This window comes from Flavobacterium plurextorum (assembly GCF_024638035.1).
Classification (GTDB): Bacteria; Bacteroidota; Bacteroidia; order Flavobacteriales; family Flavobacteriaceae; genus Flavobacterium; species Flavobacterium plurextorum.
Genome location: NZ_CP100442.1, coordinates 5,213,319 through 5,233,815, shown reverse-complemented (window position 1 = coordinate 5,233,815; position 20,497 = coordinate 5,213,319). Strand labels below are relative to the sequence as shown.

The window sequence follows — 20,497 nt, the reverse complement described above, 5'->3', positions numbered from 1 at the left end:
TTCAAATTTCAGTAGAAATTAGAATCCAAATTATAAGAATGAATATTTTTATTTTTCTGTGAAAAACTATTCTGTAGAGAACTGATTTTCTAATAATTTTTCTTTAAAATCAGATTTAAAAGTATAAGCAAAAGTCAGCATAAATGCACGAGTATCTGATTTGTTAGTTCTATTATTGCTAAATAGTAAAGTGTTGTTTTTGTAACCGCTTTCGAGCGTGTTAAACATATCGGTAACAACCAAACCTAAACGTGCGTTTCCTTTTCCAAGTTTCTGCTGAAAACCCATATCGACATTGTAAACTGGAATTCGTTTTCCTTGTGCTGTTGTTAAAGCCGAATTGTAATTTCCGATAATCTGAAGTTTTCCGCCTTTCCAAGGAACAAAATTATTGATGATTTTTCCGTACCAGCTAAAAGCATTTTTCACCACATCTTGAGTTAGATTTGTAGCATCTATTTTTTGTTCGAAAGCGGTTAAACTAATATTGGCATCGTAGAAAGAGAATGGTTTTAAGGTAAAAATAGTTTCTAAACCATAAGTTACCGTACTTCCTATGTTTCTTGGCTGCTGCAAAATTACACCATTGTCCTGCAATTCTGCATATTGTCTAATCGCGTCTTTTGCATTTCGGTAAAAAGCATTGGTAGAAAAAGAATAGTTTTCCCAGTTTTTATTGTAGCTTGCTTCAGCAATATGAATAATTTCTGGTTTTAAATAAGGATTTCCAGTATGAGGATTCAGCGCATCAGTAATATCAATAAACGGATTTAAATCGTCTAGATCTGGACGGTTAATACGCTTGCTGTAACCAAATTTGATAAACTCATCTGGTTTTAAATTCATTTGTAAAGAAGCGGAAGGGAACAATTTTAAATAATGATTTGAAAAATTATCAGTGTTTTTCTGCGTTTCACCATTGTTTGAAACTTGTTCTGCACGAAGTCCTAAATTATATTTCCACTTAGGATTGTCAGTTTCGCCAATAAACGAATTCAACATTCCGTAAACAGCATTTATTTGTTCGTTGTATTTAAAAGTATTGCTTGCCAAAGGATTAACGATATATTCGCCGTTTGTCAAATCGGCACTTTCAAAGTCTGAGTCAAAAAAACGAAATGTTCCTTTATATCCAGTTTCCACAATTGATTTTTCAGATACAGGAATGGTATAATTTACAATAGCATTCGAGATATTTTCATTTGTATAATTATGAGTTCTTTGCCATGCAGCATCGCCTATTTGTTGTTTATAAGCGTCATAATTATAAGTATCAATATCGGTGTTCTCTTTATGTTTGTTGAAAGAAGAAGTAATACTTGCGTTTAGACTTTTTCTATCGTCAGAAAATTTTCGGTCGTAATTAAAAGCAAATTCCCCCACTTTTGTACGTTCCAATTCTAAAGAATGACGTTTGTTGCTCGAAAAAAACTGATTTGTACTTGTATTTACTTGTGTGTATAAAGTTTCGTCGTTATCTTGATTTTCTAAATTTCCGAGTGCTTCAAATGAAAAGCTGTTTTTGTCGTTTGGAGTAAAATCGACATTAAATTTTAAGTTTTGTAAACCTTCTGTACGAGCATCATCTCTATTTTGATGAATGTAATGTTCGTCGTCTATGAAAAAATTGGTTCGGTCAGCATTTATCTTTTTAGTTCTGCCGGCAAAACGATTATCATAGGCTAAACCAAAATTCCATTTTTCAGTTTTGTGATTTAAGATCACAGAGCTGTTCATTCTTCCTTTAGCACCAAAACCAGCGCCTAGAACTACCGCTCCATTTATCCCCTGTTGATTGTTCTTTTTAAGCTTAATATTTATAATTCCGCTTTCAGCATTAGCGTCATATTTTGCTGTCGGATTGCTTATGACTTCGATACTTTCTATACTGCTTGCCGCAATTTGATCCATATTTGTAATGGCCGAATTTTTACCATTAATCAAAATCATTGGCGATTTCCCTCTTAGTGTTATTCCGCCTTCAGCATCTACTGCAACAGTTGGAATACTTTTTAACATATCTGTTGCTGTACCGCCGGACTGTGAAATGTTTGAAACGGCATTAAAAACAAATCCTTCATCTGTTCTTTGAATTTGTTTTCTCTGAGACTTTACAACAACATCATTTAGTAAATTGGTGTCGGTTTGCAATTTTATGGTTCCAATAGAAATTGGACTTTCAGAAACCTTTATTTTTTGAGATATAGTTTTAAACCCAATTATTTTAAACTGAAGTTGATAATCTCCAGATTGAATGTTTTCTAAAGCAAAGTTTCCTAAAACATCAGTTACTGCGTAATTGGCTATTTTGGTAGAATCGCTGGCGCTTTTTAGAACCACATCGACAAATTCGACAGGAAGTTTTCCGTCAGTAATGTTTCCTTTTATAGCCGCGGTTTTTTGAGCAAAAGAAAACTGGCTTATAGTAAATAAGAAAATCAGCAGGAATAATTTTTGGATCATATTTTTCATGAAACAAAGATATTTACCAGAATGTTTACGCTTGCTTAAGCTGTCTTAAGATACCATTAAATTAATCTTAGAATAGTTTTAAATAGTTTTGTTTTTATTCTAACCACAAATATGCATAGTTTGTTATCTCGACGAAGGAGAGATCACACAAGCAACTCCACAATCTAAATGGATAATCTTTGTCGAATCCCGAGTGTGATTCCTCGTTCCTCGGAATGACAAGATTGTGGGAAAGTGATTTTTTGCCACTCCCGATAGCTATCGGGATAAAGGATTAGAATGATTTTCTAATTGATAGAAGAGTAATCTGTGATAATCTGTGGCTATAAAAAAAACGCCCGATAAAATTCGGGCGTTTTAGTAAAAAAATATTTCTTAGTTTTTCTCAATCCATTTTCTGGCATTAACAAAAGCTTCGTGCCAAGGCGAAACCTCGTCATTTCTGTCTTTTGGATAATGTGCCCAGTTCCATTGAAAAGTAGAACGCTCAATGTGAGGCATCATTACTAAATGTCTTCCTGTTTTATCACACATCATTGCTGTGTTGTAATCAGAACCATTTGGGTTTGCAGGATAACCTTCATAAGCATATTTAGAAACAATGTTGTATTGGTCTTCTGAATAAGGCAATTTGAATTTACCTTCTCCGTGAGAAACCCAAACTCCTAAAGTACTTCTAGCCAAAGTCGATAACATAACCGAATTGTTTTCCTGAACTTTTACAGAAGTAAAGATACTTTCGTGTTTCTGGCTTTCGTTATGGTGCATTTTTCCGTGAACTTCATGCTCAGGATTAATAACTTCCAATTCCATAAACAACTGGCATCCGTTACAGATTCCAACAGATAAAGTATCTTCTCTTTTGAAGAAATTATCTAAAGCTGTTTTTGCTTTTTCATTGTATAAGAAAGCTCCAGCCCAGCCTTTTGCAGAACCTAAAACATCTGAATTAGAGAATCCTCCGACAGCACCAATAAACTGAATATCTTCAAGAGTTTCACGACCCGAAATTAAATCGGTCATGTGAACGTCTTTTACATCAAATCCAGCTAAGTACATTGCATTTGCCATTTCGCGCTCAGAATTACTTCCTTTTTCACGAATAATAGCAGCTTTTGGTCTTGGTTTAGAATTATCGATTTCAGGTTTTTTACCTGTAAAATGTGCAGGGAAAGTATAATTTAAAACCTGATTTTTATAGTTTTCAAAACGTGCTTGAGCTCTTCCGTTTTTAGATTGTTTTTGATCTAATAAATAAGAAGTTTCGAACCAAACGTCTCTGTAAGCTTTTATGTCTAAAGTCCAAAGTCCAAGGTCTAAAGTCTCAGTAGTTGTTGCTTTTCCTAATTTGAAAAACTCGATATTGTTAGCGTTCAATTTAGCTTCAACAGCTTCGTCAGATTTAGCTTGGAAAACAATTCCGATATTTTCAGCGAAAAGGATTTTCAACAAGTCTTTTTCTGCGAAAGCTGAAAAATCAATTTTTGCTCCAAGATTTACATCAGCAAAACACAATTCTAATAAAGTTGTGATTAAACCACCGCTTCCGATATCGTGACCTGCTAAAATTTGGTTTTCGCCGATTAATTCCTGAATCGTATTAAATGCATTTTTAAAGAAAGAAGCATCTTTTATAGTAGAAGTTTCGTTTCCAATTGTATTTCTAATTTGTGCAAAAGAGGAACCTCCAAGTTTGAAATCATCCTGAGATAAATTGATATAATAAATAGAATCTCCGTTTTTCTGTAAAACAGGTTCAACCACTTTTCTAATATCTGTGCAGTTTCCTCCAGCCGAAATAATAACCGTTCCCGGCGCGATTACTTCGTCATTTGGATATTTTTGTTTCATCGAAAGTGAATCTTTTCCTGTCGGAATATTGATTCCCAATTCGATTGCAAATTCTGAACAACCTTCAACAGCAGCGTACAAACGAGCATCTTCGCCTTCGTTTTTACAAGCCCACATCCAGTTTGCAGATAATGAAATTCCTTTTAAACCATCTTTAATTGGAGCCCAAACAATGTTTGATAACGATTCTGCGATTGCATTTCTAGATCCTGCAACTGGATCAATTAAAGCAGCGATAGGAGCGTGCCCAATAGAAGTTGCGATTCCTTCTTTACCTAAATAATCTAAAGCCATAACGCCCACATTATTTAAAGGCAATTGTAGCGGACCTGCATTTTGTTGTTTCGCTACTTTTCCTCCAACGCAACGGTCTACTTTGTTAGTTAACCAGTCTTTTGAAGCAACAGCTTCTAAACGTAAAACGTCTTTTAAATATGATTCAAAATCTGCAGTGTTGTAAGCAACATCAGCATATTTTCTATCGATAGTTTTGTCGTTCATAACCGTTTTTGGAGAACTTCCGAAGAAATCTTCTAAAGCATAATCCATCGGTTTTGAACCATTTGATTTTGATTGAAAAGTAAAACGGTGATCGCCCGTAACATCTCCAACCTGATACATTGGCGAACGCTCTCTATCAGCGATTCTTTGTAAAGTATCGATATCTTTTTGACCAATAACCAATCCCATTCTTTCCTGAGATTCGTTACCGATAATTTCTTTTGCAGAAAGTGTTGGATCTCCAATAGGTAATTTGTCTAAATCAATTAAACCTCCAGTTTCTTCTACTAATTCAGAAAGACAGTTTAAGTGTCCGCCAGCTCCGTGATCGTGAATAGAAACAATTGGATTGTTGTCGCTTTCTACTAAACCACGAATCGCGTTTGCAGCACGTTTTTGCATTTCTGGATTTGAACGCTGAATGGCATTTAATTCGATTCCTGAACCGAAAGCTCCAGTATCTGCAGAAGAAACTGCAGCACCACCCATTCCGATTCTATAATTTTCTCCTCCAAGAATTACGATTTTATCGCCTTCTTGCGGTTTCTTTTTAATGGATTGATCCAATTTTCCGTATCCAATTCCTCCCGCTTGCATGATTACTTTGTCGTAACCAATTTTACGGTCGTTTTCTGAATGTTCGAAAGTTAAAACGGAACCTGTAATTAACGGCTGACCAAATTTATTTCCGAAATCTGAAGCTCCGTTTGAAGCTTTGATCAGAATATCCATTGGTGTTTGGTATAACCATTTTCTTTCTTCAAGAGCGTTTTCCCATTTTCTGTCATCGTTCAAACGAGAATATGAAGTCATATAAACTGCAGTTCCTGCTAATGGCAATGAACCTTGTCCTCCTGCTAAACGGTCACGAATTTCTCCTCCAGAACCTGTTGCAGCTCCGTTGAAAGGCTCAACTGTTGTTGGGAAATTGTGTGTTTCAGCTTTTAAGGAGATAACCGAATCAAATTCTTTTATTTCGTAAAAATCAGGTTTGTCAGCTGATTTTGGTGCAAATTGCTGCACTTTAGGTCCTTTTACAAAAGCAACGTTGTCTTTGTAAGCAGACACAATATCGTTAGGATTTTCCTGTGATGTTTTTTTGATTAACTTGAAAAGAGAAGTTTCTTTTTCTTCACCGTCAATAACAAAAGTTCCGTTGAAGATTTTATGACGACAGTGTTCTGAATTTGCTTGTGAGAAAGCAAAAATTTCCGAATCAGTTAGTTTTCTTCCTAGTTTTGTTGCAAGATTGTTTAAGTATTCTACTTCTTCGTCACTTAAAGCTAAACCTTCAGCTTTATTGTAAGTTGCAATATCATCAATTTCCAGAATTGGTTCCGGCTGAATGTTGATAGTGAAGATTTCTTGATCTAATTCGTTGAATTTTTGAAAAAGCATCGGATCAAAATCAGTGAAATTTTCCGTTGCTGGATGAAATTCTTCAATTCTGATAATGCCCGGAACACCCATGTTTTGAGTGATTTCTACAGCATTTGTGCTCCATGGTGTGATCATAGTGGCGCGAGGACCAACAAAAAAACCCGTCAATGCGGATTTTTCGATCTTATTCGAGTCGGCAAAAAGCCAGTTTAATTTTGAAATGTCTTGAGCTGAAATTTCGTTTTGCGTCTGTACGGCAAAAACAGTTTTGCTTTGGTTTTCAAAGAAATGGATCATTGTTTTGTGTAGTTTGTTGTATTGAGGTGCAAATTTAATGTAAATAAATAGCAAGCGCAAATTTGATAACAAACTCTTTTGAAAAAAAATGACAGGATTTTTTGAACCATATAAGTTATATAAGTTCATTTTAGAAGTTTATTTTTTAATCTCGCAAAGGCGCAAAGAGGCAAAACCTATTTTTAAGCCTAATTGATAAAAAAACTTTGCGACTTTGCGAGCAACAAATCTCACAAAACTTAAATTTTTTCTATAACTTATATGGTGGAAAAAAATGTCTTTTGTGTGAAAACTATTTTGGAAAAGCTGTACTCTGATAAGCTCCTAAATCTGGTGGAGAAGTTCTTGTTGTTCCTAAAATATCTAACGGAATTATATACAACTGATTTCCTTTCGCGAAAGCGGCAGAAGTTTTATCGATATTGAATTTATTCTGATTGACATTATAAAACTTCGGATTTTCATTGAGAATGATGTTGCTGTAATGCTGCGTATCCGTTTTAAATTGATAATCAGGATTTGTGGTTGAACTGCTGAATTTTAAAAGACAATTGTTCAATTGATAAATAAATGGTGCGTTTGTGTTCTTGTTTAAATTAAACTCGTTGGTATTTGAACCATAAATTATGCAATTATTAAAAGCTGCCTGCGTCAGCGCATTCGTTTCTGGCATTTTACCTGCCAAACTATTGCTTAGATTAACTGCAAAGTGTGAGCTGCTTTGCCAATTGTTATTAAAAGTGCAATGCGTAAAACTGTAATTACCACCATAAACACACGATAAACTGGCTAGGCCGGCATAATTTATAACTAGATTTTCTCCGTTAATTCGGGCGTTTTGTGCTAAAATTCCATATTCAGCACAATTATAAACTTGGGTATTCTTAATTTGAATTGTGTTGACTGAATTTCTAATATCTAGTCCTGTAATCGCATTTTTTAAAGTTAAATTTTTGATTGAATGGTTATTACTTCCGTTTTCAAGAATAACCGATTTCCATTGTCCAGGAATATCTGAATAAAGGGATTCTAGTCGATCGCCTTGAAAAATAACTTCATTTTCAAGTTTTTCTGTTGTTGAAGTAGTTCCATTAATTTGAAGAGAAGCATTCTTGCCAACATATAATCCTGAGTTGGTATGAAAGTGAACTCTTGCGCCGGCTTCGAATGTGACTGTTTTGTTTTCTGGAACTCCTGCATAACCATAAATTACATACGGTTTTTGTTTGGTGAAAAGTAATTCATTTCCGTTTACAGGATCATTTTCGTTGAGATAAAATCCGTCAACATCTTTGCCGTCAATTTTGATTTTTTCTTTTGTTCCGTTCGGATTTTGATTCGGATATAAAAAAACAGCATCCTGAATTAAAGTCACCAAAGCTACTTGCTGCAAATTTGCGCCGCTGTCAAATTGAATTTCATCAGTATATAAAAAATCTGAGGGATCTGCATCTGTAATATTTGCAGTGGTTTCAATAAAAATGTACAAACTGTCTTTTGCAAGAAGTGTAACATTGTTGAAAATTTTACCATTGTTGCCACTCATACCATCAACAGTCATGCGGTATTTTGAGTTTAGACCTTTTTTGAATTGCACAACAGGAATCGAAATATCGTTTTTACTTCGATTATATACTTTTAATTGATAAGTGCTTGAGCCAATGTTTTTAAAAACGGTGTCCAAATAAACGGTGTCTTTTGAAAACTTTAAATCTCCAGTACTGGCAACGGTATCAAAGTCAGTTCGGCAAGAACTGAAAACTAAAATTAAACCCAGAACGAAGATTGCAAAGTATTGACGCATTTACATAGTTTTTTTAGCCACAGATTGAAAAGGATTAAAAAAGATTTTTGCTTAAATGCAGAAAAAAATAATCTGTGTAAATCTGTGTAATCTGTGGCAAAAAAAAATTGGCCAAAGATTAATTTTTGATTGTTTTTGTAAAAATAACAAAAAACTTACACGTTTGAAGTTGAATTTTTAATTTTAGAATCTGATTTTTCAATTTGTGTCTTATCTTTCTTTAATTTTACGATTTTAAATTTATTTTAATGAATTATACAAAAGAACAGATTTTAGCGTACTGCAATGAGTTTTCTAAAAATACATTGATGGAAACGCTGAAAATAGAATATATCGATGCTGGAGAAGATTTTTTAACGGCAAAAATGCCTGTAAACCCAAGTGTTCATCAGCCAATGGGATTGTTGCACGGTGGAGCTTCGGTAGCTTTGGCAGAAAGTGTTGGAAGTGCCGCTTCGCATTTTTTTATTAATGCAAAGGAACAAGAAGTTCGCGGTATCGAAATTTCGGCAAATCATTTAAAAAGTATTCGTGAAGGTGTTGTTTTTGGAACAGCACGAATTATTCATAAAGGAAGAAGTCTTCATCTTTGGGAAATTAAAATTACGGATGAAGAAGGGAATTTGATTTCGCTTTGCAAATTGACGAATATGGTTTTGGACAGAAAGAAAAGTGAATAAATTATGAATCCATTTTTCTTGAAAATTAAAAAGCATAAAGAACTGAATTTACCTTTTGTACTTTATTCTAAACCCAATACTACAAATCTGATTGGGATTTTACAGCAAAATAATACGTTATATACCGTTTCAGATTATAGTGAGAAAGGGTTTGTGTTTGCTTCTTTTGATGAAAAACAACTGATTCTGATTCCTGAAAATGAATCGGAAATTATTACTGCCGAAAAAGAGTTAACTTCATTTGAATCAATCGAAAATGATGATTTGAATTTTGATTCTGAAGCTAAGTTTCAATACGAATATTTGGTTGCACAAGGAATCGAAGCCATCAAAAATGAAGAATTTAAAAAGGTTGTTTTATCACGAAGTGAAGAAGTGCCTTTGGTTGAATTTGATTTTGTTGCAACTTTTCAGCATTTGGTTCAATTATATCCAGCGACTTTTTGTTATTGTTTTTTTCATCCGAAAGTAGGACTTTGGATGGGAGCGACGCCGGAAAAACTGCTAAAAGCAAATGAAAATGTTTTTGAAACAATGGCATTGGCGGGAACGCAGAAAGATGATTTGCAAACTGAAATTGTCTGGCAGCAAAAAGAAAAAGAGGAACAGCAATTTGTGACTGATTTTATTGTAAAAAGGCTTAGAGAATTTACGGCTTCGGTTGTGGTTTCGGAGCCATATAGTTTAAAAGCTGGATCAATATGGCATATTAGAACAGATATTTCGGGAGTTTTAAAGGATAAGTCGACTTTAGAAGAAGTTATTGATACACTTCATCCAACGCCTGCAGTTTGTGGCTTACCGAAGAAAAAAGCAAAAGCTTTTATTACTGAAAATGAAAATTACGATCGTACTTTTTACAGCGGATTTCTCGGAGAGCTTAATAGTAGTTTTACTGGGAATAATGTGAGTTCTGATTTATTTGTAAATTTACGATGTATGCAGATTCAGGAAAATAAAGCCATTTTGTATATGGGATGTGGTATTACCAAAGAAAGTATTCCAGAAAAAGAATGGGAGGAAAGCGTCAATAAATCAATGACGATGAAAAGAGTTTTAAAAAAATAGTTTATAAATTGTTTCAAGTTTCAGGTTTCAAGTTCTGTTGACAACTTGAAACCTGAAACTTGAAACTTGAAACAAAAAAAATGAAATTAGACATATTAGCCTTTGGCGCGCATCCTGACGATGTAGAATTGGGTTGTGCAGGGACAATTTTAAAAGAAGTTTCTCTAGGTAAAAAAGTTGGTGTTGTTGATTTAACACGCGGCGAGTTAGGAACGCGCGGAACTGCCGAAACTAGAGATGAGGAAGCAAAGGCTGCGGCAAAGATTTTAGGAGTACTTGTTCGTGAAAACTTAGGACTTCGTGACGGCTTTTTTGTAAATGATGAAAAACATCAATTAGAAGTCATTAAAATGATTCGTAAGTACAAACCTGAAATTGTTTTATGCAACGCTGTTGATGACCGTCATATCGATCATGGAAAAGGAAGTAAATTAGTTTCTGATGCTTGTTTTTTATCAGGATTGGTGAAAATAGAAACTTCTATAGATGGAGAGCAGCAAGAAGCTTGGAGACCAAAAGTAGTTTATCATTATATTCAATGGAAAAATATTGAACCAGACTTTGTAGTTGATATTACTGGCTTTGAAGAAAAGAAGATTGAATCAATTTTGGCTTATAAAACGCAATTTTATGATCCAAATTCAAATGAACCTGCTACGCCAATTACAAGTAAAAACTTTTTAGAAAGTGTAAAATATCGTGCGCAGGACTTAGGACGTCTAGTTGGTAAGGATTTTGCCGAAGGTTTTACTGTTGAAAGGTATTTGGCAGTCAATAGCTTAGAAAATTTATTGTAAATTTTTCATTTTTTTCTTTGTAGAACTCAACCTTTGTTCTATATTTGCACTCGCTAAGCAAAAATGGTGGTTGTAGCTCAGCTGGTTAGAGTAGCGGTTTGTGGTGCCGCGGGTCGCCGGTTCGAACCCGGTCAGCCACCCAGATTTAAAGCCTTGAAGAAATTCAAGGCTTTTTTTGTGCGTTTAATTTTTTTTAACCTATAAGTGATATAAGTTCATTTTAAATCAAAGCGGAATATTGCTAAGGTTAAAAAGCAAAAGCTTAAATAAAAAAGCTAATATTCGAATAGTGGTTGCAGTTTCAACCATGGAGACGCTCGGGACACGCACAAGAATATATGTTGTGATATACTTTGCGTTCCTACGGTTTCAACTGCTTGCTATGTTTTCTAATATGACCTATTTGATTTATTGAAATAGGCTAGAATCTAAAATGAACTTATATCGCTCTTATATGGTTTGAATAAAAAAAGCATGATAATTACATCATGCTTTTTGGTTGGTTATTATATTTGGTTGGTGTATTATCGAATTTCGGCAAATGTATTTCCCTGCTTAATATCGCCGGTTCTAAAACCTTTCTTAAACCAGTACATTCTTTGTTCTGATGTACCGTGTGTAAATGAATCAGGAACTACTTGACCTTGCATTTTGCTCTGTATTGCATCATCTCCAACAGCATTAGCTGCACTCAACGCTTCTTCAATATCTCCTTCATCCAGCGTTTCTTGGTTGTCATGTGCCCATACTCCGGCATAAAAATCAGCTTGTAGTTCTAAGGCTACTGAAAGCTTATTGGCTTCGGCTTGGCTTTTACCTTCTTGTGCTTGATGCATTTTTTCAGAGGTTCCTAGTAATGTTTGTACGTGATGGCCAATTTCATGCGCTATAACGTACGCAATGGCAAAATCACCACCCTCAGCACCAAATTTAGATTTTAGTTCTTCAAAGAAGCCTAAATCCATGTATACTTTTTGATCGCCCGGACAATAAAATGGCCCCGATGCTGATGAAGCTCCACCGCAAGCAGTATTTACAGAACCTTTAAAAAGCACTAATTTTGGGTTTTTATAGGTCATGCCATTTTCGGCAAATATTTTGCCCCAGGTATCTTCAGTTTTGGCCAAGACAGATCTAACAAAATGTCCCATTTCTTCATCTTCCTTGCTTAATGGAGCAGCTGCTTCCGTTTGTGTCTGCTGTCCGCCTTGCATTTGTTCTAAAACTGGAGTGATAAACTGCGCATTTTCACCGCCAAAAACATTCACTAACAAAATAATGATACCGATAATTCCACCGCCAACGGCTACCTTTCCGCCAGAAATTGATCTTCTGTCTTCAACGTTATCACTTTCTCTGCTTCCTTTCCATTTCATACTTTGCTGTTTTTTAAAAAGTTATGTTTGTTATACGAATTTATATATTTTTTAGGAATTACATGATGTTAGATATGATTTACTTTTTTTATTTCAGCCATTTTGCCAAAATTTCTTCTACAATACCTTTCATAATAGGCTTTGAGATATAATCGTTCATTCCTGCTGTTATACATTTATTACGTTCTTCCTTTTCGGCGCCTGCAGTTACGGCAATTATTGGCGTGTGTTCTCCTGTTACAGTGCTTCTTATGGCTTTGGTGGTTTCGTATCCATTCATAATTGGCATTTGAATATCCATAAAAACAATTGTCAGATTTATACTTTCAAATTGTTTTACAGCTTCGTAGCCATTTTCACATTCGTAAATAAGAGAATTGCTGTATAAATTTGAAATTATGGTTTTTAGCAGCAGCATATTAACTTTGTTATCCTCAACGATTAAAAATTTAATTTTCTCATTGTTTGGACTATTGTTAATTTGATCGTATTCTGAATTTAAAGTTTTAAGTTCAATATTGTTTTTTTCTGTCCCGCTCTGGTTTCTGGTTTTTAAATTTAAATCGAAGAAAAAATTACTTCCTTCGCCAATTTTGCTTTCCAGCTGCAGTCGGCTGTCCATCAAAGCTAATAGTTGATTAGATATCGTTAATCCCAGTCCAGTTCCTCCAAATTTTCTAGTTGTAGAGCTGTCTGCTTGTGAAAAAGCTTTGAATATTTTTTTCTGATTTTTTTCAAGAATTCCAATTCCAGTATCTATAACAGAGAAACGAATAATGCAATTGTTGTTCTTCGCTTTTTTAACAACAGAAACATTTAGTCTGATAGAGCCTTCATTGGTGAATTTTACCGCGTTTGAAAGCAGATTAATTAATATTTGTTTTAATCGGACAATATCTGTCCAAATGTATTTAGGAACTTCTTGATCAATATTTAATTCCAGCTGAAGTTTCTTCTGATTAGATTCAAAAATAATTAGATCAAAAACTTGTCCCAGTACTTTTTTAATGTCGTATAAATCGATAAAGAGCTCAAGTTTTCCAGCTTCAATTTTAGAAAAATCTAATATGTCATTTATGATTTCTAATAAGGAATGGGCAGATTGATTGATAGTTGTGGTGTATTTTTCCTGAATTCCTTCGAGTTCAGTTTGCATCAATAAATGTGTAAAACCAATTATACCATTTAGCGGTGTTCTGATTTCATGTGATATATTAGCAAGAAAATCTGATTTTGACTTGTTTGCAGCTTCAGCCAATTGTTTTGCTTTTATGGCATCTTCAGTGACTTTTTTATTCGTGATGTCAAAATAAATACCGCCTACAAATTCAATTTCGTCTCCTTTTTTTATTACATCACCAAACTCTTCGATCCAAATATATTCGCCGGTTTTTCTTTTAATTCGGTAAACATTATGAAGTGGAATTCCGTTTTGAAGATTGTGGATTTGATTCTTAATTACTTTTTCGCGATCATTTTGATGAATAAGGGATAAAAAGGATAAGTTGTTTTCTATAAATTCGGTTTTAGAATATCCTGTTAAATTTTTTATTTCGTCGCTTAGAAAAATTTTGGTAGATATCGCGTCAAATTTTGACAAGTAAACTGTTCCTGGAATATTGTTCGCAATTAATTTAAACTTCTCTTCACTTTCTAGAATTTTAGCCTCATTTTGGTTTCGCTCGAGAGCCGAAGAAATATTATTGGCTAAAACCTGAAAGATGTAAATTTCCTCTTCAGACCATTTTCGTTCAGTAGTGCAATCATCAAAGCCTATAAATCCTGTAAAAACATCATTAATATATAATGGCAGAACCAGAATCGATTTTATTTGATTATCGAGTAAAAGCTGTTTGAAAAAGGTTTTTTTGAGTTTGCGCGTGTATGTTTTTAAAATACTTTTGTTAAGTACGGCCTTATGAATTTCTTTAAGATTGTCTTCTGTTAATTGTCTTAATGCTGTTATTTGGTGTTCGACACCGTTTCTTGACCATTTGTATTTTTGAGTAAAAGTATTTGTCGAAAAATCTTTTTCATAATAAAACATATGATCTGCTTTTGAGGCTTTTCCTATTAGATCATAAGTTTCTTGAAACATTTCTTCGGTCGATTTGCTAAGTAAAAACTTCTCGGTACAAAGTGAAAGTGCAGAGAGCAATTGACTTTTAAATTCCAGTCTGCGTTCTGCTTCTAATCGCATTTGTGATGAAATTGCAAGTGAAATTACATCCGAAATGGTTTTGGCGTAGTTAATGTCTTCATTGTCCCAATCTCTTTTTTCCTCTGTGCTTTCAAAACAGACTACACCAACCAGTTTTCCGTTCAAGAAAATCGGAACGTCCAGCATTGATTTTATGTGGTTTTTTGTAAAGTATAATCGCTGAAATTCTGACGTTTCTAATTTGTTAAAAACATCTGGAGCATTTATGACAATTTTATTTTTGAGTGTTTCAAAATAGATCGGATAAGATTCCTGATCTAAAATATTCTTATCACTTGGACTTTGATTGTCACTGCTGAATAAGTTTTTGCAAGTAATTAAGTCTTTTCGGTATCTCCAAAAACTTACTCTATTTGATTTACTTACGATTGATGCTTCTTTGATAATGTAATCAAGAACTGCATTTAAATTATCATATTTACTAAAGTCAGCAGTTGATAGTTTTTTTGTTGAGTTATTATATGCTTCAATTTTTTCGAGACGTCTTTTTTTCTCGTTTTCAGCATTTTTCGTTTCAGTAATATCTCTTGCAATTCCGGCATAACCAGTAGTTTGACCTAAATCATTTTTGCGGATAATGATGTTTTGAGAAATCCATATTTCTTGTCCGTTTTTCTTTAAAATAGGAATCTCGATTGTTGGGAATTTGTTTTCGTTGACGACAATATTTTCATAAAAATCTACAGCGCCAATAGAATAACTTTCGTGAATAAAATTGGAATAATGATGTTTTAATATTTCGTTTTCTGTGTAGCCTAGAAGTGTGTAAGCAAATTCATTTATGAATGTAAAATTACCATCGGCATCAATTTCAAAAATGATATCTCTCGCTGTTTGGATTAAGTTTTTGTATTGGTCTTGTACATTAAATTGTTCTGTAACGTCCTGTCCGATGCTTATAATTAAATCTTCAGTAAATTTTTTATCTTTCCATTGAATGTGTTTGTATTCGCCGTTTTTACTTCTCAGCTTCCATGTATAAGTTTTGTTTTCTTCACGACCAAGTGTTGGTTCTTTTTCAGGATGCTCATTTTCTTTTGCAAAGTGCCAAAAGTTTAAGCCAATAACTTCTTCCGGCTGATATCCTAAAATAGAAGAAATGGTTTCGCTGCAAAATAGTATTTTGCCTTTTTGGTTTGTTGCAATTGTTAGTGAACTTCCTTTTTGAACAATTTCATCTGCAAATCTATAGTTATCATCATTGTTTGATAAAACGGCATATTTTACATGATTAACAATGAAAATCAGGATGCAAAAATTAATTAATAAAACAGAAGATTTTATTGGAATTAAATGAAATAAAACGGTAGAAAGAAGAAATATGAACGTAAGACCCACAAAAAACCAATATATTTTTATTGGTTTTAAAATATTATACGAGAAGAAAAATGAGATTAAAAAAACAATAACAGGAACAACATCGTTGCTGAGGTGGACGATATTATAACATACATAGCTTATGTATATAAAAAAACAAGTAATAAATATGTTTTGAATTTTGTCACGCAGCCATTTTATTTTGTCTACCAGCAGATAAACGAAGAGAACAAAGAATCCAATCGAAACATTTGTTACTAATAAGCTTTTTGGACGAATTTTGAAGATCTCATTTATGATCTCAATTACAATAACCGCAATTCCAAAAAATAAAATGTAAAGCTGGTACTCCTTTTTAGCAGTTTCGGCTTCTTTTGTTTTTTCAATAAAATACCCAATTTTAGTTTTAATTTTAAAAAACTGGTAAATTAATAAAGCCAAAAAAGCGGCCAATGAAAGTCCTAGTATAATAAGTTTTGGACTATTGAAAAATATAATATCTGGACTGAGAGCGTATGATTTTGTCATAATTGATTTCAGAGAATTACCAAAAGCGGTAATTCCTGAAGTCAATGAATTGAAAAAACTATAGCTTTCTGTCATAGATTTTGAGAGAGTTAGTTTTCGTAAACAGCATAAAAAAAACTCTAAAAAGACTTGCTTGAACTCTTTTTATTTTTGAATTTTTTATTAGAAATCTGATTGTCCAATAGAATCAATAGAATCTGGTTCTTCTTCTTCGCTAAAAATCGAAAAATAAGTAGCATATGTGATCGATGTATTGAAAACAGCTGTAAAAATCACACCAACACAACAAGCTACAAGACCTACTAATGATCCAAGAAATCCAATTATAAATAAGCAGAATATTATAACAGGGTTTTTACTTACCAGAATTATACTTGATTTGATCGCATCTATGGCTTTTAAATCTCCAAAAATGATCAGAGGAATTGTAAAAAATGTGAAGAAATTGATGAATAAAGATACTCCTGTTCCTAAATATCCTAAGCCTAAACTTTCTGTCGAGTAAGAAATTCCATTAGTAACAAGTCCTATAATAAAAGCAACTGCAAACAATTGAAGGAAATAAGGAGCTCTATAATAAGTGAAAATTGTTGAAACATTAAATTCTTGATCTTTATCTGCACAGTCTGCCATTTTTAAAAATCCTGCGCCTAGAGGAGCAAATACAGCGGTAACCGCCGCAAGTGAAACTGCAGTTATTAATTGTTGAATGTAGCTTAAGTTTTGAATTTGAAAATTTTCTAGAAAATTCTCAGACAGGCTTTTAACGCCGTAAAAGGTTACAGCCAATCCCATAATTACAATTACGACTACGACTGAAAATACGAGAATTATAAGTCCGGAATACAATGCTATTTTCTTGAAATTTTCTAGGGCGTAGTTGAAAATAGTTGAAAAATCTATTGAATAGCCATTTTTTTTGATGTCTTCAATTTGGTCAAGTGTAGATTTCATTTTAATAGTAAAATTGTTAAATATATTTTGTGTTTGGTACCATGATAGTTAATGGTAAATATAATATATTTAATCAATTTCGTCTAAAATTCCTAGAATTGTTTTTGCCTCTTAAATCCAGCTTAATACCCTTTTTATTGAAGCTAGTTTGTCTTTGTAAGGAGCGTAACGCATAGGTAAATCAAGCCAGTTTGCTTTTTTTACAATTGCTTTATGATGAGAAAAAGTATCAAAGCTCATTTGACCATGATAAGCTCCGATGCCACTGTGTCCGACACCGCCAAAAGGAAGTCTTTTGTTCGAAAAATGAATTACGGTATCGTTGATACATCCGCCTCCAAAAGAATAGCTTGTGATCATTTTTTTTGCAAAAGATTTATCGTCGCTAAAAACATAAAACGCAAGAGGTTTTTCGTAACGGCTGATTACGTTATGAATGTCGTCTTCAGTCTCGTAAACAAGAATTGGTAAAATTGGGCCAAAAATTTCTTCGCTCATTACTGGACTGTCTAAACTTGGTTCTTCAATTAGAGTAGGAGATATGTAAAGTTTGTCTGCATTTGTTTCGCCTCCAAAAATGACTTTGTCACGTTCAATCATCTGATCTAAACGTACCCAGTTTTTTGTATTAATTATACGAGCAAAATCTGGAGATTTGTCCATTTTTTTACCGTAAGCTTTTATGATTTCTTCCATTAAGAAAGTAATAAAGTTTACTTTCATATTTTTTTGAATCAAAATATAATCTGGTGCAATGCAAGTTTGTCCTGCATTAATAAATTTTCCCCATACAATTCGCTTTGCTGCAAGTTTTAGATTGGCAGTTTCATCAATTATGCAAGGGTTTTTTCCGCCTAGTTCAAGAGTTACGGGAGTGAGATTTTCGGCTGCAGCCTTGGCAATAACTTTTCCAACAGTAACACTGCCGGTAAAGAAAATATAATCCCAGCGTTTGGCTAGTAATTTATTCGAAACTTCTATGCCGCCCTCAAAAACTTCGACATGGTTAATATGAAAAGTTTTTTCAATAAGTTTTGTAATTATTGCAGAAGTATGCGGAGTAAGTTCTGAGGGTTTTAAAACAACTCTGTTTCCTGCTGCAACAGCTGCAATAAGCGGACATAAAGCTAATTGAAAGGGATAATTCCACGGAGCAATAACCAATACATTTCCGTAAGGTTCTTTGTAAATGTAATCTGTAGATGGAAAATTAAGCAGAGAAGGAAAAACTCGTTTTGGTTCTGCCCAAGCACTAATGTTTTTGATCGTATCTTTTAATTCTGAAATGACATAATTTGTTTCAGTCAGAACAGCTTCAAATTCAGGCTTTTTAAAGTCATCATACAAAGCTTGTACAATTAAATCTTCGCTTTTTTGAATGTTATACAATAACTTTTTGAGCGTTTCTTTTCTGTACCCGATGTCGTTTTTATAGTCCATTTTATGATCAGCTTGTTTTTCTCTATGCAAGTTAATCGATAAAATTTAAAAAATTAACAATTATATCATAAAAATCAAATGGCATTCCAAACCGTTTCATCAGGTGTTGGCGCTATGATAGTTATGTTTTCTTTTGATACAGGATGAATAAAAACCAATTTTCTAGCATGAAGATGAATACCTCCGTCAGGATTACTTCGGTCAAAACCGTATTTCAAATCTCCTTTTATGGGAGATCCAATTGCTGCTAATTGAGCACGAATTTGATGATGACGTCCCGTATGAAGATTAATTTCCAGTGCAGTGTAATTTTGAAGTTCTTTGATTATTTTATAATCTAAACTAGCTAGTTTGCTGTCTGGAACTTCTTTTAAATGTGCTTTTGAAGTGTTATTCTTTTCGTTTCTTTTTAAATAATGAACCAATTTAGCAGATGCTTCTTGAGGTTTATTCTTTACAACTGCCCAATACGTTTTTTGAGTTTCACGATTACTAAACAATTCGTTCATTCGTGACAATGCTTTACTAGTTCTCGCAAAAACAACAATACCAGTTGTGGGACGATCTAAACGATGAATCACACCCAAAAAAACATCCCCAGGTTTATTGTATTTGTCTTTTATGTATTCTTTTACAATATCAGATAATGGTTTATCGCCGGTTTTATCACCTTGAACAATATCGCCTACGCGCTTATTAACCACAATAATGTGATTGTCTTCGTGAAGAACTTGGAGATTGTTTTTGTTGGAAATAATTTTCATTTGTAACCTGAAATTTTGAATTGAAAAAGTTTGGCTAAAGCCCAATAAATGAGCTTAAAAAATATACCTCCAGCTAAAGCTGGAGGCAATTGATTTTTAATTTTAAAAAAAACTTTGAACCTTTGATTCTTTGAGTCTTTGCTTTTAAAAAAGAAATCTTAGAATCTAAGTACCTTAGCTTCTCAAAAAAAATTAATATTGTTCATTAGAATTAGGGAAATCACTAGACTTAACATCAGCTGCATATTGACCGATAGCTTTTGTCATTTCTTCGTATAAGTTTAAGTAACGACGTAAAAAGCGCGGGCTAAATTCGTTGTTCATTCCTAACATATCATGAATAACTAAAACCTGTCCGTCAACGCCTCCTCCGGCACCAATTCCTATAACTGGAATTGAAATACTTTCGGCTACTTTTTTAGCTAAATCGGCAGGGATTTTTTCCAGAACAACTCCAAAACAACCAATTCTCTCCAGCATTTTGGCATCTTCAATTAATTTTTCTGCTTCAGCATCTTCTTTTGCGCGAACGCTGTAAGTTCCAAATTTATAAATTGACTGCGGAGTTAAACCCAAATGTCCCATAACCGGAATACCTGCGTTTAGTATTTTTTTAATTGATTCTTTAATTTCTTTTCCGCCTTCAAGTTTTACTGCGTGTCCGCCGCTTTCTTTCATGATTCTGATAGAAGAACGTAAAGCTTCTTTTGGGTCAGACTGGTAGCTTCCAAAAGGTAAATCTACTACAACCAAAGCTCTTTCAACAGCACGAACTACAGACGAAGCATGATAGATCATTTGGTCTAAAGTAATTGGCAAAGTCGTTTCGTGACCTGCCATAACGTTTGATGCAGAATCACCCACTAAAATCACATCGACTCCTGCGGTATCAACAATTTTAGCCATTGTATAATCATAAGCAGTAAGCATAGAGATTTTTTCTCCGTTGCTTTTCATTTCTATTAATGACTTTGTTGTGATTCTTTTATAATCTTTTTTTGCTACTGACATTTTATTTTTTTTTGATGTTGTAAAAGTATTGAATAA

12 protein-coding genes and 1 tRNA gene are annotated in these 20,497 nt (G+C 33.6%); 4 read left to right on the top strand and 9 right to left on the bottom strand.

Going from position 1 to position 20,497, the window contains the following annotated elements; genetic code table 11:
• Positions 1 to 66: 66 nt before the first annotated feature.
• The 3 genes from NLG42_RS22745 to NLG42_RS22735 all read right to left on the bottom strand — a co-directional run bounded on the left by NLG42_RS22745 (position 67) and on the right by NLG42_RS22735 (position 8,305).
• Positions 67 to 2,472, bottom strand: coding sequence for a TonB-dependent receptor (locus tag NLG42_RS22745; RefSeq protein ID WP_099719335.1), 2,406 nt, complete (start codon positions 2,470 to 2,472; stop codon positions 67 to 69).
• 375 nt (positions 2,473 to 2,847) lie between these two features.
• Complete coding sequence (purL, locus tag NLG42_RS22740; RefSeq protein ID WP_413614438.1) at positions 2,848 to 6,501, bottom strand: phosphoribosylformylglycinamidine synthase; 3,654 nt, start codon at positions 6,499 to 6,501, stop codon at positions 2,848 to 2,850.
• A gap of 292 nt (positions 6,502 to 6,793) precedes the next feature.
• Positions 6,794 to 8,305 carry a hypothetical protein gene (locus tag NLG42_RS22735; RefSeq protein ID WP_257682493.1) on the bottom strand — a complete coding sequence of 504 codons (1,512 nt, stop codon included), beginning with the start codon at positions 8,303 to 8,305 and terminating at the stop codon, positions 6,794 to 6,796.
• Positions 8,306 to 8,553: 248 nt separating this feature from the next.
• Between NLG42_RS22735 and NLG42_RS22730 the strand changes: the two genes are divergently transcribed.
• The 4 genes from NLG42_RS22730 to NLG42_RS22715 all read left to right on the top strand — a co-directional run bounded on the left by NLG42_RS22730 (position 8,554) and on the right by NLG42_RS22715 (position 10,990).
• Complete coding sequence (locus NLG42_RS22730; RefSeq protein WP_089058738.1) at positions 8,554 to 8,985, top strand: PaaI family thioesterase; 432 nt, start codon at positions 8,554 to 8,556, stop codon at positions 8,983 to 8,985.
• A gap of 3 nt (positions 8,986 to 8,988) precedes the next feature.
• The gene (locus NLG42_RS22725) at positions 8,989 to 10,053 is read left to right on the top strand and encodes a chorismate-binding protein (RefSeq protein ID WP_257682492.1); all 1,065 of its coding nucleotides are present in this window, start codon (positions 8,989 to 8,991) and stop codon (positions 10,051 to 10,053) included.
• Between the two features lie 80 nt (positions 10,054 to 10,133).
• The gene (bshB1, locus tag NLG42_RS22720; protein WP_257682491.1) at positions 10,134 to 10,850 is read left to right on the top strand and encodes a bacillithiol biosynthesis deacetylase BshB1; all 717 of its coding nucleotides are present in this window, start codon (positions 10,134 to 10,136) and stop codon (positions 10,848 to 10,850) included.
• 66 nt (positions 10,851 to 10,916) lie between these two features.
• A tRNA-His gene (locus NLG42_RS22715) sits at positions 10,917 to 10,990 on the top strand.
• 384 nt (positions 10,991 to 11,374) lie between these two features.
• On the opposite strand, the gene ypfJ is transcribed toward NLG42_RS22715, so the two are convergent.
• From ypfJ to panB, 6 genes are all read right to left on the bottom strand, one after another.
• The gene (gene ypfJ / locus NLG42_RS22710) at positions 11,375 to 12,226 is read right to left on the bottom strand and encodes a KPN_02809 family neutral zinc metallopeptidase (protein WP_257682490.1); all 852 of its coding nucleotides are present in this window, start codon (positions 12,224 to 12,226) and stop codon (positions 11,375 to 11,377) included.
• A gap of 88 nt (positions 12,227 to 12,314) precedes the next feature.
• On the bottom strand, positions 12,315 to 16,367 hold the full coding sequence (locus NLG42_RS22705) for a PAS domain S-box protein (protein ID WP_257682489.1): 4,053 nt from the start codon (positions 16,365 to 16,367) through the stop codon (positions 12,315 to 12,317).
• A gap of 87 nt (positions 16,368 to 16,454) precedes the next feature.
• Positions 16,455 to 17,246, bottom strand: coding sequence for a DUF2189 domain-containing protein (locus tag NLG42_RS22700; protein ID WP_099719331.1), 792 nt, complete (start codon positions 17,244 to 17,246; stop codon positions 16,455 to 16,457).
• A 111-nt stretch (positions 17,247 to 17,357) separates the two neighbouring features.
• Positions 17,358 to 18,686, bottom strand: a complete 1,329-nt coding sequence (locus tag NLG42_RS22695) for an aldehyde dehydrogenase (protein WP_257682488.1) — start codon at positions 18,684 to 18,686, stop codon at positions 17,358 to 17,360.
• Positions 18,687 to 18,760: 74 nt separating this feature from the next.
• Positions 18,761 to 19,450: an RluA family pseudouridine synthase gene (locus NLG42_RS22690; protein WP_089058744.1), complete on the bottom strand. Its 690-nt coding sequence runs from the start codon at positions 19,448 to 19,450 to the stop codon at positions 18,761 to 18,763.
• Positions 19,451 to 19,642: 192 nt separating this feature from the next.
• Positions 19,643 to 20,461: a 3-methyl-2-oxobutanoate hydroxymethyltransferase gene (gene panB, locus NLG42_RS22685; protein ID WP_089058745.1), complete on the bottom strand. Its 819-nt coding sequence runs from the start codon at positions 20,459 to 20,461 to the stop codon at positions 19,643 to 19,645.
• Between the last annotated feature and the right edge of the window lie 36 nt (positions 20,462 to 20,497).